Source organism: Lentzea alba (genome assembly GCF_047445655.1).
In the GTDB taxonomy this organism is placed as follows: domain Bacteria; phylum Actinomycetota; class Actinomycetes; order Mycobacteriales; family Pseudonocardiaceae; genus Lentzea; species Lentzea alba_A.
The window spans coordinates 70,160-93,812 of sequence record NZ_JAJAEG010000020.1 but is presented as its reverse complement, the minus strand read 5'-3'; the positions used below and the strand labels follow the sequence as shown (position 1 = coordinate 93,812).

Here is a 23,653-nt window from a genome sequence, read left to right as displayed (position 1 = left end):
TAACCTTTAAGCAGAGCTGTACGGTTGAGGCATGCTGGACGTGCGACGCATGCAGGTGCTCAGGGCGGTCGTGACCACGGGTTCCATCACCGCGGCCGCGACGAACCTCGGCTACACCCCGTCCGCCATCTCGCAGCAGGTCGCGGGCCTGGAGAAGCAGGCTGGCCTGCCGCTGCTGGAACGCGTCGGACGCGGCATCCGGCCCACCGCCGCCGGCCGTCTGCTCACCGAGCACGCCGGTCGCCTCGCTGAACAGCTCGCCGAGGCCGAGAGCGCCCTCACGGCGTTGCGCAACGGCTGCGCGGGCACTCTGCGCGTCCGCTACTTCGCCACCGCAGGAGCGGCGCTGGTGCCACCCGCGGTCGCCACTTTCCGCGCCGAACGCTCCGGTGTCGAGCTCGACCTGAAACTGACCGAGCCCACCGACCCGTTCGAAGAGCTCGCCGCGGGGCGCGCCGACGTCGCCATCACCGTGCTCGAGCCCGACGAGCCCGCCCCCGAGGGCATGATCGCCCGGCACCTGCTCGCGGATCCGCTCTTCGCAGTCCTGCCGCGTGGGCACGCGCTGTCCCGCAAGCGCGTGATCGACCTGGCCGAGCTGGCCGACGAGCCCTGGATCGACGGGGACTGCGGCGCCACCGGCCCGTGCAAGGACCTGGTCAAGAACGCGTGCGCCGGTGCCGGATTCTCACCGCAGATCGCCGTGGAAAGCGACGACTACGCGACCGCACAGGGGTTTGTGGCCGCCGGACTCGGCGTGACGATCATTCCGCGACTGGGCCTCGGCTACGCGCACCCCGGTGTGGTCCTGCGCAGGCTGCGCAATCCCGAGCCGGTGCGGCACATTCACGTCGTGTACCGCGAAGATGCCGCGCGGAATCCTGCCGTGGTGGCTTTGGCGGAAGCACTGGAGAAGGCCGCGAGGGCCTCCTGACCAGCTGCTATCCGTTGCCGAACGGCTTGTCGTAGCTCAGCAGGAAGTTCGAGCTGCGCCACGACTGCGAGATCTGGCGCTGAATGGTCGACTTCGTGCCGTCCTTCTTCGTGACCTCGACGGTGACCACGAAGTAGAACTCCTGCTGCTGGTCGGCATTGGCGACCTTGGCCTGCTTGTAGTTCGCCCAGAAACTCTTGAAGCCGGCGAGGCCGCCGGGGTAGTTGGCCTGGAAATCGGAGTTTCCGAGCTTCCACGCCTCGTCCGGGTCGGTGGTGGCCAACGTGAAGTAGTCGTCCAGCATCGCCCGGCGCTCGTCCTCGGTCGGCGCGGCGGTCCACTTGCCGGCCTTGTCCGCCAGCTTCGGTGTGTTCGCCGAGGAAGGTCCGCTCTGCTCAGTCGGCTGGACCGAGGTGTTGCCGTTGGCGTTGTTGTCGCGGCCGCCGTTGTCGTTGTTGTTCGAGATCATGCTCGCGAACATGATGCCGATCACCGCGGCCGCCACGATGGCGAGCGCCGTGTAGACGGTCGACTTCTTGCTCTTGCCGGACGACGACATCGGGGCGGGCTTCGCACGCTGCGAGTACTGCGGTGCGGCGGCCGGGCGGTGGTTCGACGGCTGCTGCTGCGGAACGGCGCGCGGGGGTGTGTGCAGGTCCACGCGCGTGGCGTTCGGTGGGGGCGGCGTGGGCGTCAGGGCGCGCGTTGCGGCCTGCTGCTGCGGCTGCTGCTGGACCGGGGCGCCGCGCCACGACGGCGGGTGCGTCGGTGCCACCACAGCCGGCGTGAAGGCAGGAGCGGCCTGACCGTTCGCGACGGACGCGAGTGCGTCGCGGGCCTCGGCCATGGTCGGGCGATCTTCCGGCTCGGCACGCAGCAGGCGCATCAGCAGCGCGGTCATCGGGCCGGCGTTGCGCGGCGGGTCGACCTTGCCGGACGCCACCTTGTGCAGCAACGCGATGGTGTTCTCGCTCAGACCGAACGGCGGCGTGCCCTCGATCGCGGCGTACAGCGTCGAGCCGAGGGAGAACACGTCGGACGGCGAGCCCGGGTCGTACCCCTTCGCGACCTCGGGAGCGAGGTAGGCCGGGGTGCCCGCGAGCATGCCCGTCGCGGTGACCGTGACGTCACCGGTCGCGCGGGAGATGCCGAAGTCGGTGATCTTGACCGTGCCGTCGTCGCCGAGCAGCACGTTGCCGGGCTTGATGTCGCGGTGCACGATGCCCGCGTTGTGCGCGGCGGCCAGCGCGGAGGCGACCTGCATTCCGATCGACGCCACGTCGCGCGGCGGGAGCGTGCCGCGTTCGGAGAGCACCGCGGAAAGGCTCTTGGACGGCAGGTACTCCATGATCAGCCACGGCTGGCTGTCGTCCTCGGCCACGTCGTAGACGGCGACGGCGTGCGGGTGCTGCAGGCGCGCGGCGATGCGGCCCTCGCGCATGGCACGTCTCTTGGCCTCGTCGGTGTCGGCTTCGGCCAGTCCGGGCTGCAGGAGAAGCTGCTTGACCGCGACGGTGCGGTGCAGACGCTCGTCGTGTGCCGTCCAGACGACGCCCATGGCGCCACTACCGATCCGCTGGCTCAATCGGTAGCGACCAGCGACCAATCGGCCATCGTCGGTCACAGTTGCTCCCCGCTGTGCGGTCACTTGCTCTCTGTTCAACGGCTGATCACACCATCGGGTTCAGTTCACCCAACGGTGCGGGTACCCACCTTACGAGATATCTACGACCGATTTGTGCTCAGCCACCCGGCTTGACGGACGGTGCCGTCGTCGTGGTGGTTGTCGTCGTCGTGCTTGACGGCGGCGGAGTCGTCGTTGTGGTCGTAGTGGTCGTCGTCGTGGTGGTCGTAGTTGTAGTCGTCGTAGTGGTAGACGTCGTTTCGCGCGTGGTCGTTGCCTCGGGCGTGGTCGTCGTCACCTCAGGTGTCGACGACGTCGGTGTCACCACCGAAGAAGAACTGGCCGGTGGCACCACCGGGTTCTCCTTGTCCTTGTTGAAGACTCCCAGCGCGACCATCAGTCCGCCGATTACCAGCAACAACGCCAGGACCACCGCCGCGATCACCAACGGCCTGTTGTCCTGCTGCTTGCCCGCGGGCACCATCGGCGGCGCCGTGCGGGGAGGTGCGGTCGTTCGCGCCACCGGCCGGACCACGCGGGTCCGGTCGGGTTCGATCATGGCAGTCGGATCGGGTCCTGCCGGTACCGGCAGACCGCTGAACGACGGCGAACGGCCGTGCGCGACCGCGTTGAGCAGCTCACGCGCCTGCGGCATGGTCGGCCGGTCGTCCGGCTCGTAGTTCAGCAGGTACAGCAGCGTGTCGGCGAGCGGGTGGTCCACCGTCGGCGGGTTGATCCGCCCGGCCGCGACGGCGTGCAGAACACCGAGAGTGTTCTCGCTCACTCCGTAGGGCGGCTCGCCCTCCATCGCGGCGAAAAGCGTCGAACCGAGCGAGTAGACGTCGGAGGCCGGCGTCGGGTCCTGGCCCCGCGCGATCTCCGGTGCGAGGTACGCGGGCGTGCCGGCGATGAGGCCGGTCTTGGTGACCGTGATGTCGTCCGAGGCCCGGGAGATGCCGAAGTCGGTGATCTTGACGACGCCGTTGTCGGCGATCAGCACGTTGCCCGGCTTGATGTCGCGGTGCACGATGCCCGCCGCGTGGGCCGCGGCGAGTGCGGCCGCGCACTGCGCACCGATGGAGGCGACCTCGATCGGGTCCATCGGCCCGCCCTCGGCCAGCGCGTCGGCGAGGCTGTAGGACGGCAGGTACTCCATGACCAGGCACGGGACGCCGTCTTCCTCGACGACGTCGTACACGGCGATGGCGTTCGGGTGGTGCAGCTTGGCGGCGATCCTGCCCTCGCGCATGGCGCGCTGGATGGCCTCGTCCTGCTCGGCCTCGTCCAGTCCAGGCGCCAGGAGCAGCTGCTTGATCGCCACTTCGCGACCCAGCCGCTCGTCGTGGGCGCGCCAGACGATGCCCATCGCGCCGGAGCCGATGCGGTCGAGGAAGCGGTAGCGGTCGGCGATCAGACGGCCGTCCGAGGTGTCGGACGTCGTCACAAGACCACCTCGCGCGGCGATGGGGAGACCGCGGCTGCGGCAGCAGGTCCCACGCTCGTGCTCCTCGTGCGGTAGTCAGCGGTCGTCCGGAATTGCCCGCACAGGGTACCTGTCGTGGGCCGCCGCTGAGCTACCCGTCGTACGTCAGTTCGCCGGGGAGAAGAAGTCGAAGCCGCCGACGGTGTCGCCCACGGTGTTCAGCACCGGGTCGAGGAGGCCGAGGTCCACGCTCACGTCGACCGGGTTGGACGGCGTGGGGAGCGGGTTCGAGCTGGGCGGAGTGCTGCTGCTCGGCGGGTTGCCCGAGGTCGAGGTCGGCGGCGCGGGCGTCTCGCTGGACGGCGGCGTGCTCGGCGTGCTCGTCTCCGTGGACGACGACGGCGTGCTCGCGGTCGGCGGCGTCTCGGACGTGGGCTGCTGCGTCGGCTGCTGGGTCTGCGTCTGCTGCTGCGTCGGACGCTGTTGCTGCTGCGTGTACGGCGCGACGCGGGGGGACGACTCGGTCGTCGGGTCGGCCGACTCGGTCTCGGTCGCGTCTTCCTGCTGGGTCTTGTTCGACGGCAGCTTCACGACGCCCTCGGTGCCGGCGCTCGCGCCACGGGCCTGGGCCCGCTCGTCGAACCGGACCTCGGCGAGCGGGCGCTCGTCGGTCGGGGACAACCAGGAGGAGGCGGCGAAGGCCACGGAACCGCAGAGCACCACGCCACCGCTGGCCGCGGCGGCCAGCTTGCCGACGGTGAACCCGCCGCGCTGCGTGTCGTCGGCCCGGCCCTCACGGCGCAACAGCTCGGTGATGTGCAGCTCCCGCATGGGCTGCTTCTTCGGCTTGCTGCCCGGTGCCTTGACCGACTTGAACTTGATCGTCGGCTCCTCCGGCACCTCGGGCTCGTCGAAGTCCTCGGGGGTGAAGTCGTCGGTGATCCGCGGGATCGGCATGGTCTCCGCCTCGCGGCGGGCGATCAGCTCGGCGACGGACAGCTGGCCGGTCGACTCAGCCGTTCCGTTCAGCCGCCGACGATGGTCCTCAATCGACACCGCTCGTTCACCCTTCCAAGTTCGCGTTCGCGCACTGGCGGGAACATGGATACCGAATCGTGACCCGAGATGTAACCCCTTCGGGGGAATTTTCACGACCGGAACTAGGTTTTCGCGACGAGCGGTCACCGTTCGACTGCGAACGGCGAGTCCAGTTGGGTGCGGCCTAACTCCTCTGCGCCGAAAGGACCTCGGTCCCGACGATCCGCGGCTGGGTCGTGTCGGTCAGCCAGAAGAGCTGTTCGATGCGCAGCCAGCTGCCGTCGAGCTCCTGCATCGACACGACCGCGAGCACCGAGCCGTCCGGCCGCAGCGACGTCTGGTCGACGTTCACCGTCTTGATCATTCCCCAGGACTCGACGAACTCCTTGGGGTTGGCGCCGACCAGGTCGGGGGAGAGCAGCTTGGCCGCCGAGTTCGGCTTGGTGGTGAGCAGCTCGTAGAACCGCTTAACCACGTCGATCTGCGGCTGCGGGCCGGTCGAGACCTCGGGCGTTGCCGGTTCGTGCGTCTCCAGGAGCAGCGCGGACGGCTGCGGCATCGGGGTGTCGGTCGTCCGCAGCGGCGCGTTCTCGTTCGGCAACTGGGCGGACAGGACGTCCGGCCGCAGTGCGCTCGCACCGGACAGCGCGACGGGCCGCTGGGAGGCCGGGATGCCGGTGTTCGCCGGGCGGTTGCCCGCGAGGACCGCCGCGCCCGCGATGGACGAGACCAGCACGATCGCGCCGGTCAGCAGGCCTGCGGCCTTGGCGACGGGGTTCTTCTTCGAGCGGCGGCGACGACCGGGGACGACCGGGATGACGGCCGTGGTCGCGGTCATGTTCTCGGTCGGACCGAGCAGTGATGTGACGAGAGCGTCGGTGGCGGCTTCCTCGTTCGACGGGATGCGCATCGGGCTCGGCTGCTGCTTGATCAGCTCAGCCACGCTGATCGAGCCGGCGCGGGTGTGCCGCCGCCCGGTCGTCGCGGGACGCTGCACTGGCCTGGTCCTCCGTACTGTCCGTGGTCACCAGAAGACGTACCGTGGCCTCACGCGACAACGCCAGCGTCTCAGTCGACTTCAGCCGTTCGTGGCGTCCAGCGGAGCTCGGATTCGCTCGATGGTGCTACCTATTACGGTCGGTAACTCGGGCCGTGACCTTTAGCCACCCGTGCGACGTTCAGCCGCCGAGTTTCAACCGTTCACCGCTGATCAACGGAAGCTCACCGAGCGTGAAGCTCAGCTCGCGCTTCTCCGTGCTGACCGAGCCGTCCTTCTTCGTGACCTGCAGCAGGCTCACCGTGAGGCCCTTGCTCGGGTCGACGACGATCTCCTTCACCTCGATCAGCGAGATGTCCGAGAGCCGGCCCTCGAGCAGCGCGTCGGCGTTCGCGCGCACGGTGTCCGTGGTCATGGCGAGCGCGGTGTCCGCGTTCGTCGCCATCTCCTGGTAGAAGTGCTCGGTCCGCTGGGCGATCTTGGAGCCGTCGACGATCGGCGCCTGCGAGACCGGAACGGTCGTGATGACGGGCGGCGCGGTGCCGGACGGCTTGGCGCTCGTGGCGGACCCGCTGCCCGGCGTCGTCCTGGTACCGGTGCCCGGCACGGGAGCGCCCCGCCCGGTGTTCGCGGGCGCGGGCCTGGTCCCGGTGGCGGACGGCGTGGTGCCGCCGGTGGGCAGCGCGGAGATCAGCGGCACGTCCGACGGGTAGCCCGGCAGGCCGACCGTCTCGACCGCGCCACCGCCGCCGACGAGCTTGGCCGCGGCGACGCTCAGCCCGACGAGCACGAGCACCGACGAGACGACGGCGAACCAGGCCGCGCGCTTCCACGTGCGCGGCGGCGTGACCGAGGCGGGCACCAGGCCGATGTTGAACTTCCTCAGGCCGTCCGTGTCCTGCAGCGGGTCGATCTGGCGGCGGCGCGGCAGCGGGATGCGATCACCACCGACGACGGGGCGCGGTAGTGGCTCCGCGACACCGTCGTCGAGACGATGTTTGCCCGGCAGTTCGTCCATCCCGACACCCCTCTGCGACGAACATCAGGGTAGGGCCGTACGGAGGTACCGAACCAACCAAAAGGGTGCGTTCAGGACGAGTGACACACGTTTGTGTGAAATTTCTACCGGGGCGGAAGTTGGGCTTGACCGCTGTTCAACTGCTTGTGCGTCTTCTGCACGCCGTTGATGGCGACGAGACCGCTGCCGCCCGCGATCAGCGCGCCGATCACGTCGGCGCCGAGGCTGTCGCCGTTGGTGATCAGCAGACCGATCGCCGCGCCCGCGGTCGTCAGGATGGCGGTCTTCCAGCGGGTGCGGACGAACTGCGAGACAGGTGCTCCGGCGAGGCCCTTCTTGTTCGCGGCCGAGCCGAGCATGCCCAGGTAAGCGTCGTGCGCCAAGGCGGCGAGCAGGCCGGCGATGGCGATGAGTGCGGCGATGAGGCCCATGCCTCCAGTGTGCCCCCAGATTTTTTCGGTGGACCATCCGTGATCGCCCTGATATCCGGTTGGGGTGGACATGTTCTGGCACGACGACTGTCTGGAGCACGACGCGGGCGAGGGCCTGTGGGAGCTCCCGGGCTCCTGGCCGTGGCTGGACGTGGCCGAACCGCACCCGGAGAACGCGGCGCGGCTGCGCACGTTCCGGCATGCGCTGAAGCACGGCCCGGTGGCCTCGCACTTGAAGTGGCACGAGGGACGCCACGCGTCCGTTGACGAGCTTCTGCGCGTGCACACGGCATCGCACCTTGACTCGTTGCGTGTGTCCTCGCGTGTGGCGCTGGAGGTGAACACGGTCGTCGGGCCCGAGACGTGGCGTGCGGTGTGCGCGGCGGCGGGGACTTCGTTGGCGGCGTTGGAGTCCGGTGCACCACTCGCCTACGCGCTCGTGCGGCCGCCGGGGCATCACGCGCAGCCTTCGATGGCGGACGGCTACTGCTTCGTGAACAACGCCGCGCTGGTGGCGGAAACCGCGCGGCGCCAAGGGATGCGGGTCGCCGTGCTGGACTGGGACGTGCACCACGGCAACGGCACGCAGGAGGTGTTCTACGACCATCCGGACGTGCTGACGATCTCGGTGCACATGCGGCACGGCTCGTGGGGCACGAACCACCCGCAAACAGGTGCGCCGTCGGAAGTGGGCGCGCACGGGCGGAACGTGAACATCGAGCTGTCTCTGGGTGCGGGCGACACGGCTTATCTGCGCGCGCTCGACGAGATCGCGTTTCCGCTGCTGCGTGAGTTCGCGCCGGACCTGCTGGTGTGCGCGTCCGGGTTCGACGGGTCGGCGTTCGACCCCAACGGCCGGCACAACCTGACCGGCGCCGGATACCGCGAGATCGGGCGCCGCGTGGCGTCGTTCGGCACCCGCGTCGTGCTCGCCCAAGAGGGCGGCTACCTGCGCGGATACGCCGCGTTGTGCCTGCACTCGCTGATCGAGGGCCTGCTGCGCCTGCCGGAGCCGCTGCTCGAGGACCCGCTGGCCTACGTGCCGGACGACTCCCAGCTCGTGGACGCGGATTTCGAGATCGTTCGCGCGGCCCTGAAGCCTTTTTGGCCCGGCGTGCTGTAGACGCCGGGCCGGCTGCGTCTCCTACCTGCCGAGCGGGCCGCGGCCCATCTTCAGCAGGATCATTGCGAGGTCCTTGCCCTCGGGGCCGAGCGGCTTGTAGCGGTTGAGGACGTCGATCTCGCGGTTGTGCACGATCTTCGTGCCGCCGGCCGCCATCCTGGCCGCGCCGATGACCTTGGAGACCTCGACGCGGCGTTGCACGAGGCGCAGTATTTCCGCGTCCAGGTGGTCGATCTCCTGGCGCAGCTCGTTGATGTCGGGCTCGGTGGTGGTGTCCATGATGGTGACCTCTCGGAACTCTTCGAGTCCTGGCCCGGAAGCAGCGAAGCCCCGGGGTCCGAGGACTCCGGGGCTTCGTGGTGGCTTTTCAGCGCTAGACGACCACGGGAGCCGGAGTCCGGATCCCGTAGAAAAACTCGAAGAACGTCGCGCGCACGGATCTAGTGTGCCACAGCTTCCCGCTATGGGCTCCGGGCGTCTCACATAGCGACCACTTCCACGTCCGCGCACCTGATCGACCCCGGTCATCGAACACATGGTCGGGCGGTACCGGATTTGTCGGTGCCGCCCGGTACCGTGGATGAACGATGAGCGCCTTGTTCGACTTGCCCTCAAGTCCCCCCGTTTCCCGCGCGGGCCACTTGCTCGACGACCTGAACCCCGCGCAGCGCCGTGCCGTGGAGCACTCCGGCACGCCCCTGCTCGTGGTGGCAGGAGCCGGCTCCGGCAAGACGCGCGTCCTCACCAGGCGGATCGCCTACCTCCTCGCCGAACGCGACGTGCACCCAGGCCAGATCATGGCCATCACGTTCACGAACAAGGCCGCCGCGGAGATGAAGGAGCGCGTGGCCGACATGGTGGGCGCCCGCGCCCGCTCGATGTGGGTGTCGACGTTCCACTCGATGTGCGTCCGCGTGATGCGTCGCGAGGCGAAGACCCTGGGCATGTCGTCGAACTTCTCGATCTACGACAGCGACGACACCCGCCGCCTGATCACCCTCGTGGCCCGAGACCTCGATCTCGACCCGAAGAAGTACCCGGCGCGCACCCTCGCGATCCACATCTCGAACCTCAAGAACGAGCTCATCGACACCGAGACCGCCACGGCAGACGCGACGAACGACCTCGAACGCCGCGTGGCCGAGGTCTACACCGTCTACCAACGCCGCCTGACCGAGTCCAACTCGCTCGACTTCGACGACCTCATCATGAAGACCGTCGAACTCCTCCAAACCTTCCCGGACGTGGCCGAGCACTACCGCCGCCGCTTCCGCCACGTGCTCGTGGACGAGTACCAGGACACCAACCACGCCCAATACACGTTGGTGCGCGAACTGGTAGGAGTCGCAGGCGGCGAGATCCCCCCGGCCGAACTCTGCGTGGTGGGCGACGCCGACCAGTCGATCTACGCCTTCCGCGGCGCCACCATCCGCAACATCGTGGAGTTCGAGCGCGACTACCCCGACGCCACCACGATCCTGCTGGAGCAGAACTACCGCTCCACCCAAAACATCCTGACCGCGGCGAACGCGGTCATCTCCCGCAACCCGAACCGCCGCGACAAGTCGTTGTGGAGCGACCTGGGCGAGGGCGAGAAGATCGTCGGCTACGTGGCCGACAACGAACACGACGAGGCCGCGTTCGTCGCCCGCGAGATCGACAACCTGGTGGACAGCGGCGAGGTCAACAACTCCGAGATCGCCGTCTTCTACCGCACCAACAACCAGTCGCGCGTCTTCGAGGAAATCTTCATCCGCCTGGGCCTCCCCTACCGCGTGGTCGGCGGCGTCCGCTTCTACGAACGCCGCGAAGTCCGCGACGCCCTGGCCTATTTGAGGACTTTGGCGAACCCGGAAGACACGGTCTCCCTCCGCCGAATCCTCAACGTCCCCAAGCGAGGCATCGGCGAACGAGCAGAAGCCTGCGTCTCCGCCTACGCAGAACGCGAACGCATCAGCTTCGCCGCAGCCCTCCGCGACCTGGACCGCGTCCCCATGCTGAACCCGCGCTCCCGCAACGCAATCGCGGGCTTCGTGGAAATGATGGACGAGCTCGGTGAGATGGTCGCCCGCGAGGACGACGTGGCCGACATCCTCGAAGCAGTCCTGGAAAAGACCGGCTACCGCACCGAACTGGAAGCCAGCGAAGACCCCCAGGACCACACGAGGATCGAAAACCTCAACGAGCTGGTCACGGTCGCCCGCGAGTTCACCGAACTGGAACTCCCAGAAGGCGCCGAACCAGTCCCGTCCCTCCCAGCCTTCCTGGAACGAGTCTCCCTGGTCGCCGACGCCGACTCGATCCCAGACGCCGAGTCAGACGGCGTGGTCACCCTGATGACCATCCACACGGCCAAGGGCCTCGAATACCCGGTCGTCTTCAGCACGGGCTGGGAAGACGGCGTCTTCCCACACATGCGAGCCCTGGGCGACCCAGCAGAACTGGCAGAAGAACGCCGCCTCGCCTACGTCGGCATCACCCGAGCCCAACGCCGCCTCTACCTCTCCCGCGCCCTGGTCCGCTCAGCCTGGGGCCAGCCCTCAGCCAACCCGGCCTCCCGCTTCCTGGGCGAAATCCCCCAGGACCTCCTGGACTGGCGCCGAGTAGAACCTTCCCGCTCAGGCCCAGCAGCAGCAACAACCTGGGGCCGCTCAGCCTCAGGCGGCATCGCTTCCCGCGGCCTGTCCCGGCCAGCCCCCTCCAAGGCGGGCTGGAAAGACGCCCCAGCCATGAAGCTGGAAGTGGGCGACCGCGTAACCCACGACAAGTACGGCCTGGGCCGCGTGGTGGCAGTGGACGGCGCGGGCTTGAGGGCCACAGCCACGATCGACTTCGGCGGCTCCGGCACAGTCCGCCTGATGCTGATCGGCAGCGTCCCCATGACCAAGCTCTAGCCACGCAGCCATCCCGCGCCATCGGTCCCATCCACCGCAGGTGGATGGGACCGCCGATGGGTAGGACCACCCCACCACCGCAACCAAACTACGAAACCGCAAGCCGCCCAACGCAACAGGCGTGCCATCAACCCGCGTGCGGCGCTGGCCGGTCTTTGATCAGATTGGCGGGGTCTGGGGCGGAGCTCCCAGAAGCACGAAACAGGACTCGCCGCCCGCATGGTCGCGTCTCGCAAGGCGCGTCTCGCAAGGCGACCCCCGCCCGGCGCGTCCCTCAAGGTGACCACCCGCACGCAACGGGACCCACCTACGGACTCGAAACCGGCGCCCGCCAACGCACCAGGGGGACGCCCTGCGAAACCGGCGCGTCCAGCAACCCACCCCGCCGCAGCCCCACCCCACAAGCCTCAACCCTCCCAAACCGGGCACCCCACACCCACCCTGACCAGCAACTTCAGCTCCCCTTGAGAAATCTCGAAGAATTTCCAAAATCCAGCGCAACGACCAGCCACCTAGTACGTCTATGTGGGTGTCGCAAGCAGCACAGCCGAGGAAGCGTTCGGGGCGATCCAAGGCAACGGGAGCAGCCTGACGACAAGGGGAGCGAAGGGACCGGCGGGGGCCGAAACTTCGCGGCGAGGTGCGGCCGGACCGAACGGGAGAGCGGTCCGGCCGTACTGTCTCTTCCGGACTGTCTTCTGGCCCTGCAAGGCATCGAAGGGCCCGGTTTTGGCTCTGCGCAGCCATCCTCAGCCTGGCTCAGGTACCGCGAGTCGCCATACGGCCCAGTGCGAGTCGCCAGCCGGCCAAAATTGTCAGACCCCCCGAGCATCATCAACCGCGTGAGGCAACCAACCCCGCGGGAGCACTCGGCATGGACCACGTACTGGCGAACCTGCTACACGAACGTGTGTTCGCAATCCTCAACCAACTGGAATCCCCAGAAACCTCAACCCTGACAGCAGCCTGGCGCACCCTGCTGACGCACCACGAACCAACCGACAGAGGAGCCTGCAAAGCCTGCGGCCCAAGGTGGCGCAGACACATGTGCTCAGTCTGGCGAGTAGCCGCCACGTACTTCATCCCGCACGAGTGCGGCACCAGCCCGGCTTGAACGCCGGGCTTGAACGCGGAGCACGGGTACGGCCCGCTCGGTTCCCGGACCAAAAACCGGAACCCGTCCACCGGAATACGTGGGACTCAAGCGAGGTTGGAGCCCAATGAGCCCCCTGGGGCTCCTGAGGCCCTCAGAACCCCCGCCCCAACCCGGACAGGCGGGCAACCACACCCGAGCCGTCACAAAGCTACTGAGCCGTAGTTCAGGAACAACCGAATCAGACGGTCACACCGCGAGCGTTCAACCAAGTCAACGGGTTGATCTTCTGTCCACCGGGGTTCCACACCTCGAAGTGCAGGTGCGGCCCAGTGGAGAACCCGCGGTTACCCATGCGGGCGATCTGCTGACCAGCCTTGACCTGCTGACCCTCGCGAACGTTGAACGTGTCCACGTGCCCGTAAACGGTGATCGTGCCGTCGGAGTGCTCGACGCGGACCCAGAGCCCGAACCCGGAAGCGGGGCCGGCCTCGATCACAACTCCATCAGCGGCGGACAGGATCGGGGTGCCGATCGGCCCGGCGATGTCGATGCCGAGGTGCATGGTGCCCCAGCGGCCGCCGTAGCCGGAGGTGAAGTCACCGGCTGCGGGGCGGACGAACTTCGGGCGCTTCTTCTCGGCCTCGACGGCCTCGCGCTCGGTCGTGAGCTGCTGGCTGCGCAGGAGCTTGGCGGCCTCGGCGGAACCGGCCGACGCGGTCTTGGAGACCGCGAGGATCTGGGGCGCGGAGGTGGAGTCGCCACCCACGCCGTCGAACGTGGCGGCGCCATCGGCGTGGTTCGCGAGCTGAACGTCTTTGCTGTCGTCCGCGGCGGCCTGCAGGGTCTGGCCTGCGCCTGCTGCGGCGAACGCGCCTACTGCGACGGCGGCGACGACGATGCGTCCGCGAAGCGCCGACGGTGGCGGGGGGAGCCGGTGGGAGCTGATGGTGCGCGTGGAGGCACGGTCGACTGCCTCATCAAGCGCAGCACTGCGTTCATGGCCGCCGGGGGAGCGGTGGTGACTCAAAGCTTGCCCTTCCGCCTTCGGGGAGCCTGATCTGTGGACTGCCGGGCGGGGGATTCCCGGTGAGTCAGATTTCGGGGTTCTGACTCGGTGTCCTTCTGTGATCAGACCGTGACAACGGACCGGGGGACAGTAACGGCGGGAAGCCTCGGAGGGCAAACCCCAGTTCGTTATGTCGTCCGAACGGGCGGCAACCAGCGGGTTTCAACTGTCAACTGTGACCGTCGGTCACTCCGGGCGCCCGACACGCCTCACCGCCAGCGGCGATGGGGTGACCGGCAGAGTCGTCCGATCGGGTGATGGCGGTCACAACTACGTGAAGCGTCCTCGTGTCAACCGGCAAAGAAAGGTGACCTGAATCACGTATCTGGTGCTCTTCGACGAGCAACGAGGGGTGCTCCAGTCGGGCGTTGCGCTGCGGCACGATGATCTGATCCATCTCCGACCAGACCACGACGAACCGCGTGGCGCACGGCCGGCACGGCTCGGCGAGCTCCTCCAGCAGTTCCGAGCCCGGTCGCAGCTGCTTGGTCAGCGAGGTCGGCATCAGATACGCCAGCAGGGTGCCGCTGTGCGGCGACCCCAAGGTCACAAGTGTGCGAACGCGTGAGTCACCGTGCAGCCGTTGCACGTAGTACCTGGCGATGAGACCGCCGAGGGAATGGCCGACGACATGCACCTGATCCGCGCCGGTCTGCTCGCAGATCCGCTCGATGTGCGCTCCGAGCAGGGCGGCCGAGCGGCGGACGTCACCGGTCAACGCCGTCAGCACGCTGTAGTTGATCGCGTGAACGACCCCGAAACCCCGCCTTCGCAGTGCCCCCGACAGCACCGCGAAGGCGGAGCGGTTGTCCCCGATGCCGTGCACCAACACGATCGGGGTGCCCGCCGCGTCCATCGCCGAAACCATCAACCCGCGCTGGCGGGGTGGCAGGCCGTCGGTGCGGTAGTGCCGGAACTGGCCGTCCGGGCGCAGCTGTTCGGTGATCGCTCCCCACGGGTAGAGCACCGCGTGGGCCGTCAACCAGGCAGCTTCCATGGCGACGCCGCGCATTCCGCCGGGCGTGGCCATCGCGCGCAGGGCGACCTTGACCTCTTCGGCGACGTCGCGTGCGGTGTGCACGCCCCACCCGGCACGATCGAGAACCGCGTCAGTCAGACGCGTCACCCACGACCGGCCGTTGTCGCTCATATGAGCGACGGTAAGTGATGAAGTCACCGGCTAGGAGTACCCGGCGGATGTTTTCCACATGCGAACGAATTTCGTCTCAGTAGGTCGCGGACGGTGACACCGAACTCAACGAAGGTCTTGCTAGGTTCGCCCGCGATGACTCGAACCGAGCTCGAGAACCAGACCCCGGCGGCCAGCAGGCTGCGCACCGCGTGGGCGCTCGCCGCGGCGGGTTCCCTCTTCCTGGCGGCAGGCCCGCTGCTCGGCGTCGTCGACGGCGCCGAACCCGCGTACACGTCGTGGCCGCTGCTCGCGGTCCTCGCGCTGCTCCCGCCGGTGGTCGCCGGCGTGCTGCTGCAACGCGGACGTCCGTTCGTGGCCGCGGGAGTGCTCGCCGCAGCAGGTGCGTTCGCCATCGGCCGACTGCTCAGCGACGTGCAGATCGTGGCCGACGCGCTGGCGGTGGGACGGCCCGAGCTCTTCCGGCCGACCTCGCTGGACCCGCTCGACGCCGCACCCGGTCTCTGGCTGCTCCTCCTCGGCCACCTGCTGACCTTCGCGGCCGGCGTCATGGCGGCGGGTCGCGCCGGTGTCCCCGCGGACGAGTCGGAGCAACGCCAGCAGAACCACGTTCTCCTCTTCCTCGCCGTGGCCGCGCTGGCCACGGTCGGTCTGCTCGGCGACGGCTACTCGTCGTCGGACGCGTACCTCCTCGCCCGCAGCCCGTGGGACCTCCCGTTCATCGGACTGGTCGGCGGCTTCCTGATCGCCGCGGCACCGCTGGCCGCCGCGGCGTTCGGCGGCAGCTCGCCCGACCCGGACACCCGACGGGGCAACCAGCTCGGCGTCGCGCTCGGCATCGCCGCGGTCGTCACGCCTCCGCTCGTCGCGGCGAGCACCGCGAACGGCCTGAGCGTCACCTGGGGGCCGATCGTCGCGCTCGTGGCCGCCGCGGCACTCATCGCGATGTTCTTCTTCCTCGACGAGGGCGAGGAGAAGGAAGAGGCGGACATCGCGCTGCCCACCCTGAACAAGGTGCACGCGGCGGCTGGTGCGTTCGCCGTCCTTGCCGCGGTGGTCGTGCTCGCGGGCGCGATGGCCCCGCAGCTCGTGGTCGCCATCGGAGAGACACCGGAGTTCTTCGCGGCGAGGCTGATCTGGCCGGCGGGCATCGCCCTGGCCGTGCTGGGCCTGCTGATGTTCGGCAAGAACATCGCCGGTGCCGTCCGGCCGGCGCTGATCATGGCGGCCTACGCGGTCTCGCTCGCCACCACTGCCTCGGTGCAGGCGGTGCTGGCCGCGAGCGAGTCCAGCCTGGCCCAGCCCGGCACCGGCTTCTGGCTGGTGATCGCGGAAGGCCCGCTCGCGGTGATCGCGGTGATCTGCGCTGCCGTCGCCGGTGCGATGGAGCGGGAGAACACGGAACGACGCGAGACGATCAAGCGCCAGGAGCTCCCGATCGCCGAGCTGGGCGCGGTGCTGCTCGCCGGGCTGTTCGCGGCGGGCGCGTTCGCGTTGCCGACCATGCGCGGCACCGACTACACGGCGCCGAGCATCCTCGCGGGCGACGCGGTGGAGTCCGGTCCGCTGCTCGGCTCGCTGCTGGTGCTGGTCATCGCCCTGGTCGTCGCGTTGCGGTCGCGTCCGGAACGCGGGGCGGGGCTGCTCGCGGGTGCCGCGCTCGTCGCCGGCGTGCGCGCGCTGGAGCTGCCGCTGACAGGCGGCCGCATCGAAGGCGTCGCGGCGGGACCCGGCACGTGGCTGGCGCTGGCGTGCGTGGCGGCGTTGCTGGTCGCGGCGGGTTTGACGGGCGCTCGCGCGAGCCGCTGAACGCGCGCACTCCTCTACATGCGCGCGTACCCGTGATCGACCTCACCGCCGTTGAGACAGACCTCACCGATGGTGGCGTGCGAGCGGTACCTGCAGCTCGATAGTGTCTGGGCCCAGCCGCGTCAAGTGGGTTCGCTTGGCCCCTTGAGGACCACCCAGGCGCGGTGTTCCGACACCGACGTCGCAGGAGACCCGAGTGGACCTGTACGAGTACCAGGCGAAGGACCTCTTCGCCGCCCACGGCGTCCCGGTACTGCCGGGCGATGTGGCCACCAACCCCGCCGACGCCAAGGCCATCGCCGCGAAGTTCGGCCAGCCGGTCGTCGTCAAGGCCCAGGTCAAGACCGGCGGCCGCGGCAAGGCCGGTGGTGTGAAGCTCGCTTCCACCGCCGAGGAGACCGAGGAGAAGGCGACCGCCATCCTCGGCCTGGACATCAAGGGGCACATCGTTCACCGCGTGCTGGTGACGCCTGCCTCCGACATCGCGGAGGAGTACTACTTCTCCTTCCTCCTCGACCGTGCCAACCGCACCTTCCTCGCCATGGCGAGCGTTGAGGGCGGCATGGACATCGAGGAGGTCGCGGCCACCAAGCCCGAGGCCCTCGCGAAGATCCACATCGACGCCATCAAGGGTGTCGACGCGGCCAAGGCCAAGGAGATCGCCGACGCGGCGAACTTCCCGGCCGAGGTCAAGGACCAGGTCATCGACGTCATCGTCAAGCTCTGGGAGACCTTCGTCTCCGAGGACGCCACGCTCGTCGAGGTCAACCCGCTGGTCCGCGACCCGCAGGACAAGATCGTCGCGCTGGACGGCAAGGTCACGCTCGACGAGAACGCCGACTTCCGCCACCCGGCCCACGCCGAGCTGGTCGACAAGGCGGCGGAGAACCCTCTCGAGGCGAAGGCCAAGGAGAAGGGCCTCAACTACGTCAAGCTCGACGGCGAGGTCGGCATCATCGGCAACGGTGCCGGTCTGGTCATGTCGACGCTGGACGTCGTCGCGTACGCCGGTGAGCAGTACGGCGTGAAGCCCGCGAACTTCCTCGACATCGGTGGCGGCGCGTCCGCCGAGGTCATGGCCAACGGCCTGGACGTCATCCTCGGCGACGAGGCCGTGCGTTCGGTGTTCGTCAACGTCTTCGGTGGCATCACCGCGTGTGACGCGGTCGCCAACGGCATCGTGGCGGCGCTGGAGATCCTCGGCGACGAGGCCACCAAGCCGCTCGTCGTCCGCCTCGACGGCAACAACGTGGAGGAGGGCCGCCGGATTCTCGCCGAGGCCAACCACCCGCTGGTGACCGTTGTCGACACGATGGACAACGCGGCCGCCAAGGCCGCCGAGCTCGCGGCTGCGGGGGTCTGAGAACGATGGCTATCTTCCTCAACGAGAACAGCAAGGTCATCGTCCAGGGCATGACCGGTGCCGAGGGCACCAAGCACACCAAGCGCATGCTCGCGTCCGGCACGAACATCGTCGGTGGCGTGAACCCGCGCAAGGCCGGCGAGAAGGTCGACTTCGACGGCCAGGTGCTGCCGGTCTTCGGTTCCGTCAAGGAGGCCATGGAGGCCACCGGCGCGAACGTGACCGTGATCTTCGTGCCGCCGGCCTTCGCGAAGGCCGCCGTGGTCGAGGCGATCGACGCCGAGATCGAGCTGGCCGTCGTCATCACCGAGGGCATCCCGGTGCACGACACCGCCTACTTCTGGGCGCACGCCGTCGCGACGGGCAACAAGACCCGGATCATCGGCCCGAACTGCCCCGGCATCATCAGCCCCGGCAAGTCGAACGCCGGCATCATCCCGGCGAACATCGCGGGTGGCGGCAAGATCGGTCTGGTGTCGAAGTCCGGCACGCTGACCTACCAGATGATGTACGAGCTGCGTGACTTCGGCTTCTCCACCGCGATCGGCATCGGTGGCGACCCGATCATCGGCACCACGCACATCGACGCCCTCGAGGCCTTCCAGGCCGACGAGGAGACCGTCGCGATCGTGATGATCGGTGAGATCGGCGGCGACGCCGAGGAGCGCGCCGCGGCGTACATCAAGGAGAACGTGACCAAGCCGGTCGTCGGCTACGTCGCGGGCTTCACCGCCCCCGAGGGCAAGACCATGGGCCACGCCGGCGCCATCGTCTCGGGCTCGGCGGGCACCGCGCAGGCGAAGAAGGAGGCCCTCGAGGCCGCCGGCGTCAAGGTCGGCAAGACGCCGTCCGAGACCGCCGCTCTCATGCGCGAGATCATGAGCGCCCTCTGAGCGAGCGACGCACGTAAAGCAACACACGGGCCGGATTCCGAGTACTTTCGGAGTCCGGCCCTCGCTCGTATGGCGGAACCGGCATGATCCGGTCATCGTCTGAGCAAGCGCGTGGGCTAGCGTTTTGAGAATCACTCGGTAGGAGGAGACCTCGACATGTCCGTGCCTTACGGCGCACCCCAACAGCAGCCGCCGGGTCCGGCACAGCATCACCAGGCGCCGCAGCAGCCCGGCGCTGCCCCCGGCGCGAACAACATCAACCTGGGCCTGATCCTCCCGCTGGTCGCGGCGGGTCTCGGCCTGGTCGCCTACCTGCTCGCCTTCGCCGACGACGTCAGCTCCGGCGACGCCCTCTGGCTGATGGTCGCGGGTGCGCTCGCGGGTCTCACTCTCCTGCCGAACGCCCCGAAGTTCATCCCGGTGGCGGGTGCACTGTCGGTCGTGCAGATGCTCCTGGTGCTCCAGGGCATCATCAAGGGCCCGTCGGTCGAGGGCATGCAGATCGTCCTGCTGATCGTGGCGCTGGTGCAGGCCGCGGCGATCGTGCTCACGCTGCTGCTCGCCGAGGGCATCGTGAAGTTCGAGCCGAAGCCCGCGAACCCGTACGCCGGCCAGCAGCAGCACGGTCAGCCCGGTGGCTGGAACCCGCAGTCCGGTGCGTTCCCGCAGCAGGGCCAGCCCCAGCACGGCGCGCCCCAGCAGCAGGCACCGCAGCAGCCGCAGTTCGGCCAGCAGCAGCAGTTCGGCCAGCAGCCGCAGCAGCCCCAGCAGCCGGGCCAGCCGCCGCAGCAGACCAGCTTCATGCCGCAGCCGGGCCAGTTCGGCTCGCCGGGCACGCCGCCCGGTGGCTTCGGCGGCCCGCAGCAGTAAGCAGGCTCGTAGGTTCTCCAGGGGTGGTGCCGGTGCTTCCGGCACCACCCCTGTCGTATGACGCGGCGTGCCTGCCCCGAATGGCTCAGTCCGCCTGACACAGTGGGGAAATGCCCGTGCTGCAACGCGATGCGACTCGCGAGGTGAACACCGTCCGCCCGCCGGAGTTCTCGCGCTCCGAACGGGTGCGCGTGCTCGTCGCCGCTGCCATCGGGTCGGTGGTCGTCGGGTACGCAGCGGTGGCCGCGGTGCTCGCACTGGTCTCCGCGACGGCCACGTACGCCGAGTTCTCCACCGCCGGGGTGCTCACCGCCGCCGCGCCCGCCTGGCTGGCCGCGCACCACGTGCCGTTGCGCTTCGACGCCGGTCAGCTCGGGGTGCTCCCGCTGCTGCCGACCGCGTTGCTGATGTTGCTCGTCGGCCGCACCGCCGCGGGCGCGGCGGACCGGCTCGGTCTTTACGAACCGCTTCAGGCGCGCGGTGTCGTGCTGAGCATCTCCGGTGCGCACGCGGTCGTGGGCGGCACGATCGCGTTGCTGATGGGCGACGGCGTTGTGCGCGCCACGCCGGCCGTCGCGTTCTTCGGCTGTGCCGCGGTGTCCGGTCTTGCCGCCACGATCGGCGTCGCCCGCCGCTGCGGCCTCGTCGAGATGGTGTTCGACAAGCTCGACCCGGTGGCGCTGCAGGGCTTGCGGGCCGGGTTCATGGCGTTGTTCGCGCTGGTCAGCGCGGGTGCGCTGGCGGTGGCGGCCGGGCTCGCGATCTCGTGGCCGACGACCAGCGGCCACTTCGCGCAGGCCGGTCCGTCGGTCGGGGTCGGCCTCGGCGTTTTCCTGCTGTGCGTCGGTTATCTCCCGAACGCGATCATCGCCGGCTTCTCGTACGTCGCGGGCGCCGGGTTCTCGTTGGGCGGGATCGAGATCTCGCCGATGCGGTTCGTCGGTGGTGAGGCCCCGGCGCTGCCGTTGCTGGCCGCGATGCCGGAGAACGAGTTCCCGTGGAGCCCGGTGGTGCTGGTGGGCGCGGCGGCGATCGGCGCGTTCGTCGGCTGGACCTGCCGCAAGGTGTCGGACCGACCTGCCTCGCGGATCCGGGCGGTGCTGGTCGCCGCGATCACCGCGGCGGTGGGCAGCCTGGTCCTCGCCGCGACCGCGGGCGGGCGGCTGGCGGCGGGCGCGTTCGACCCCGTGACGGTGCCGGCGGGTCTGCTCGCGTTGATGGTGGCGCTGTGGGTGCTGGTGCCGGGCGCACTGGTCGCCTGGCTCGCCGGGTCCCGCGCGAAGGCGGTCGTGGACGGCGACGCCGAGTTCGTCGAGCCGGACTACGACGAGGACGAAGAGGTCGTCGACGAGGACGTCGTGTTCGAGGACGACGAGCTCACCGAGCAGTTCGAGCAGCTTGATCAGCACGAGGTCGTGGACGAGGACGAGTTCGAGGTCGAGGAAGAGCTCGAAGACGACTACTACGAAGACGACGAGTACGACGAGCACGACGACGAAGAGCCCGAAGACCTCGTCGAAGAAGACGACGACACCGACGAAGAAGAAGACGTCGACGGCGAAGAAGACCCTGTGGACGAACAGGAAGACTTCGACGCGGAGTTCGACGAGATGCTCGGTATGGAGGCCGAGGAGGACCTGGACGAAAAGCCGGAACGGTGACGGCCTAAACTGCCCCTGAGCTGCTACAACACGCTACGCCCAGGAGTAGACGCTGAGCACCGAACTTCGGCTTCCCACACCGGCGCGCGTCGTCGTACTCGTCTCCGGTTCCGGAACCCTCATGCAGGCTTTGCTGGACGCCACCGACCTCCCGATCGAGGTGGTCGCGGTAGGCGCCGACCGCGAGAACATCGAGGGTCTCAAGCGCGCCGAACGCGCCGGGGTGCCGCACTTCGCCGTGAAGCTGCGCGACCACGCCGATCGAGCCGCGTGGGACGCCGCACTGACCGAGGCGGTCGCCTCCCACGAACCGGATCTGGTCGTGTCAGCCGGCTTCATGAAGATCATCGGCGAGCAGTTCCTCGCCCGCTTCGGCGGCCGGATGATCAACACCCACCCCGCACTGCTGCCCGCCTTCCCCGGCGCGCACGGCGTGCGGGACGCCCTGAACTACGGCGTGCACGTCACCGGGTCGACCGTGCACCTGGTCGACGCGGGCGTGGACACCGGGCCGATCCTCGCGCAGGAGGCCGTTGTCGTCGAACCCGACGACACCGAAGAGACCCTCCACGAACGCATCAAGGTCGTCGAACGCCGGCTGCTCGTCGAGACGGTCGGCAGGCTGGCCCGTGAGGGCTGCACCGTGAACGGACGAAAGGTGAGCATTCCGTGACCACTCCTGCCGAGAGGCGACCGGTTCGTCGGGCACTGATCGGTGTCTCCGACAAGGCCGGCCTGCTGGAACTGGCCACCGGCCTGCACGCGGCCGGAGTCGAGATCGTGTCGACCGGCGGCACCGCGAAGGTGCTCGCCGACGCCGGCGTCCCCGTGACGCCGGTCGAGCAGGTGACCGGGTTCCCCGAGTGCCTCGACGGCCGCGTCAAGACGCTGCACCCGCGCGTGCACGCCGGGCTGCTGGCCGACCTGCGCAAGGAGTCGCACGTCCAGCAGCTGCGCGAGATGGACATCGCGCCGTTCGACCTGCTGGTCGTGAACCTGTACCCGTTCACGCAGACCGTCGCGTCCGGCGCCAGCCCGGACGAGTGCGTCGAGCAGATCGACATCGGCGGTCCCGCGATGGTCCGGGCGTCGGCGAAGAACCACGCGAACGTCGCGGTCGTCGTCGACCCGGCGCGCTACGACTGGGTGCTGGAGAGCGTCCGCGAGGGCGGCTTCACCCTGGCCGACCGTCAGCAGCTCGCGGCTCAGGCGTACCGGCACACCGCGTCCTACGACGTCGCCGTGGCGTCCTGGATCGGCAACGTGCTGGCGCCGGACGACGAGGGCTCGGGCTTCCCCGGCTGGGTCGGCGCGACCTGGAACCGCTCGAACGTGCTGCGCTACGGCGAGAACCCGCACCAGAGCGCCGCGATCTACACGCAGGGCGACGGCCGCGTTGGCCTGGCGTCGGCGAAGCAGTTGCACGGCAAGGAGATGTCGTACAACAACTACCTCGACGGCGACGCCGCGTGGCGCGCCGCGTGGGACCACGAACGGCCGTGCGTCGCGATCATCAAGCACGCGAACCCGTGCGGCATCGCGGTGTCGGACGTGAGCATCGCGGACGCGCACCTCAAGGCGCACGAGTGCGACCCGGTCAGCGCGTTCGGCGGCATCATCGCGGCGAACCGCGAGGTCACCGTGGAGATGGCGGAGAAGGTCTCCGAGATCTTCACCGAGGTCATCATCGCTCCGTCCTATGCGGACGGTGCGGTGGAGGTGTTGCAGCGCAAGAAGAACGTGCGCATCCTCGTGGCCGAGGCGCCGCAGCGCGGTGGTGCGGAGATGCGTCCGGTGTCCGGAGGCCTGTTGCTGCAGCAGCGTGACGCCATCGACGCCGAGGGCGACTCGCCCGCGAACTGGACGCTCGCGTGCGGCAAGCCCGCGGACGAGAAGACGTTGGCGGACCTGGAGTTCGCGTGGCGTGCCATCCGCGCGGTGAAGTCGAACGCGATCCTGCTGGCGAACGACGGCGCGACCGTCGGTGTCGGCATGGGCCAGGTCAACCGGGTCGACTCGTCGCACCTCGCGGTGAAGCGCGCGGGTGAGCGGGCCGGGGGTGCGGTCGCGGCTTCGGACGCGTTCTTCCCGTTCCCGGACGGCCTCGAGGTGCTGCTGGAGGCCGGTGTTCGCGCGGTCGTGCAGCCCGGTGGCTCCGTGCGCGACCCCGAGGTGATCGCGAAGGCGGAAGAGGCGGGCGTGACGCTGTACCTGACGGGTACGCGCCACTTCGCGCACTGACGTTCTCTGAAAAGGGCCGCTT

Annotated in this window: 19 protein-coding genes; 10 read left to right on the top strand and 9 right to left on the bottom strand. The window is 68.9% G+C overall.

Translation table 11 applies throughout. The features are described 5' to 3' along the window. The first annotated feature begins 31 nt into the window (after positions 1 to 31). The gene (locus tag LFM09_RS30690; RefSeq protein WP_414100060.1) at positions 32 to 934 is read left to right on the top strand and encodes a LysR family transcriptional regulator; all 903 of its coding nucleotides are present in this window, start codon (positions 32 to 34) and stop codon (positions 932 to 934) included. Between the two features lie 7 nt (positions 935 to 941). Here the strand turns inward: LFM09_RS30690 and LFM09_RS30685 are convergent, their stop codons facing one another. From LFM09_RS30685 to LFM09_RS30660, 6 genes are all read right to left on the bottom strand, one after another. Beyond that, a complete protein-coding gene (locus LFM09_RS30685) occupies positions 942 to 2,492 on the bottom strand; it encodes a serine/threonine-protein kinase (protein WP_414100059.1) in 1,551 nt (516 codons plus the stop codon). Positions 2,493 to 2,676: 184 nt separating this feature from the next. After that, positions 2,677 to 4,002 carry a serine/threonine-protein kinase gene (locus LFM09_RS30680; RefSeq protein ID WP_414100058.1) on the bottom strand — a complete coding sequence of 442 codons (1,326 nt, stop codon included), beginning with the start codon at positions 4,000 to 4,002 and terminating at the stop codon, positions 2,677 to 2,679. 144 nt (positions 4,003 to 4,146) lie between these two features. Beyond that, complete coding sequence (locus LFM09_RS30675) at positions 4,147 to 5,037, bottom strand: hypothetical protein (protein WP_414100057.1); 891 nt, start codon at positions 5,035 to 5,037, stop codon at positions 4,147 to 4,149. A gap of 166 nt (positions 5,038 to 5,203) precedes the next feature. Then, the gene (locus LFM09_RS30670) at positions 5,204 to 6,016 is read right to left on the bottom strand and encodes a hypothetical protein (RefSeq protein WP_414100056.1); all 813 of its coding nucleotides are present in this window, start codon (positions 6,014 to 6,016) and stop codon (positions 5,204 to 5,206) included. Between the two features lie 181 nt (positions 6,017 to 6,197). Beyond that, a complete protein-coding gene (locus tag LFM09_RS30665; protein WP_414100055.1) occupies positions 6,198 to 7,034 on the bottom strand; it encodes a hypothetical protein in 837 nt (278 codons plus the stop codon). 104 nt (positions 7,035 to 7,138) lie between these two features. Then, a complete protein-coding gene (locus tag LFM09_RS30660; RefSeq protein ID WP_414100054.1) occupies positions 7,139 to 7,465 on the bottom strand; it encodes a hypothetical protein in 327 nt (108 codons plus the stop codon). A 70-nt stretch (positions 7,466 to 7,535) separates the two neighbouring features. On the opposite strand from LFM09_RS30660, the gene LFM09_RS30655 reads away from it, so the two are divergent. Continuing rightward, entirely contained in the window at positions 7,536 to 8,588 is a 1,053-nt protein-coding gene (locus LFM09_RS30655) for a histone deacetylase (protein ID WP_414100053.1), read from the top strand. Positions 8,589 to 8,609: 21 nt separating this feature from the next. On the opposite strand, the gene LFM09_RS30650 is transcribed toward LFM09_RS30655, so the two are convergent. Further along, complete coding sequence (locus tag LFM09_RS30650; protein ID WP_086663866.1) at positions 8,610 to 8,867, bottom strand: chorismate mutase; 258 nt, start codon at positions 8,865 to 8,867, stop codon at positions 8,610 to 8,612. Between the two features lie 308 nt (positions 8,868 to 9,175). Here LFM09_RS30650 and pcrA point away from each other — a divergent pair, with 308 nt between their 5' ends. After that, on the top strand, positions 9,176 to 11,482 hold the full coding sequence (pcrA, locus tag LFM09_RS30645; protein ID WP_414100052.1) for a DNA helicase PcrA: 2,307 nt from the start codon (positions 9,176 to 9,178) through the stop codon (positions 11,480 to 11,482). Positions 11,483 to 12,816: 1,334 nt separating this feature from the next. Here pcrA and LFM09_RS30640 read toward each other — a convergent pair. Further along, positions 12,817 to 13,605, bottom strand: coding sequence for a M23 family metallopeptidase (locus tag LFM09_RS30640; RefSeq protein WP_414100051.1), 789 nt, complete (start codon positions 13,603 to 13,605; stop codon positions 12,817 to 12,819). A gap of 208 nt (positions 13,606 to 13,813) precedes the next feature. Continuing rightward, positions 13,814 to 14,794 carry an esterase/lipase family protein gene (locus LFM09_RS30635; protein WP_414100050.1) on the bottom strand — a complete coding sequence of 327 codons (981 nt, stop codon included), beginning with the start codon at positions 14,792 to 14,794 and terminating at the stop codon, positions 13,814 to 13,816. Between the two features lie 135 nt (positions 14,795 to 14,929). Between LFM09_RS30635 and LFM09_RS30630 the strand changes: the two genes are divergently transcribed. From LFM09_RS30630 to purH, 7 genes are all read left to right on the top strand, one after another. Beyond that, positions 14,930 to 16,603 carry a hypothetical protein gene (locus LFM09_RS30630; RefSeq protein ID WP_414100049.1) on the top strand — a complete coding sequence of 558 codons (1,674 nt, stop codon included), beginning with the start codon at positions 14,930 to 14,932 and terminating at the stop codon, positions 16,601 to 16,603. 196 nt (positions 16,604 to 16,799) lie between these two features. Beyond that, complete coding sequence (gene sucC / locus LFM09_RS30625) at positions 16,800 to 17,966, top strand: ADP-forming succinate--CoA ligase subunit beta (protein WP_414100048.1); 1,167 nt, start codon at positions 16,800 to 16,802, stop codon at positions 17,964 to 17,966. A 5-nt stretch (positions 17,967 to 17,971) separates the two neighbouring features. Next, positions 17,972 to 18,859, top strand: coding sequence for a succinate--CoA ligase subunit alpha (sucD, locus tag LFM09_RS30620; protein WP_414100047.1), 888 nt, complete (start codon positions 17,972 to 17,974; stop codon positions 18,857 to 18,859). A gap of 156 nt (positions 18,860 to 19,015) precedes the next feature. Continuing rightward, entirely contained in the window at positions 19,016 to 19,729 is a 714-nt protein-coding gene (locus LFM09_RS30615) for a DUF5336 domain-containing protein (protein ID WP_414100046.1), read from the top strand. Positions 19,730 to 19,839: 110 nt separating this feature from the next. Continuing rightward, positions 19,840 to 21,390, top strand: coding sequence for a DUF6350 family protein (locus LFM09_RS30610; protein ID WP_414100045.1), 1,551 nt, complete (start codon positions 19,840 to 19,842; stop codon positions 21,388 to 21,390). Between the two features lie 52 nt (positions 21,391 to 21,442). Continuing rightward, complete coding sequence (purN, locus tag LFM09_RS30605; protein ID WP_414100130.1) at positions 21,443 to 22,063, top strand: phosphoribosylglycinamide formyltransferase; 621 nt, start codon at positions 21,443 to 21,445, stop codon at positions 22,061 to 22,063. Further along, the gene (gene purH / locus LFM09_RS30600) at positions 22,060 to 23,631 is read left to right on the top strand and encodes a bifunctional phosphoribosylaminoimidazolecarboxamide formyltransferase/IMP cyclohydrolase (RefSeq protein ID WP_414100044.1); all 1,572 of its coding nucleotides are present in this window, start codon (positions 22,060 to 22,062) and stop codon (positions 23,629 to 23,631) included. The genes purN and purH overlap by 4 nt, the downstream gene beginning before the upstream one ends. Positions 23,632 to 23,653: the final 22 nt, after the last annotated feature.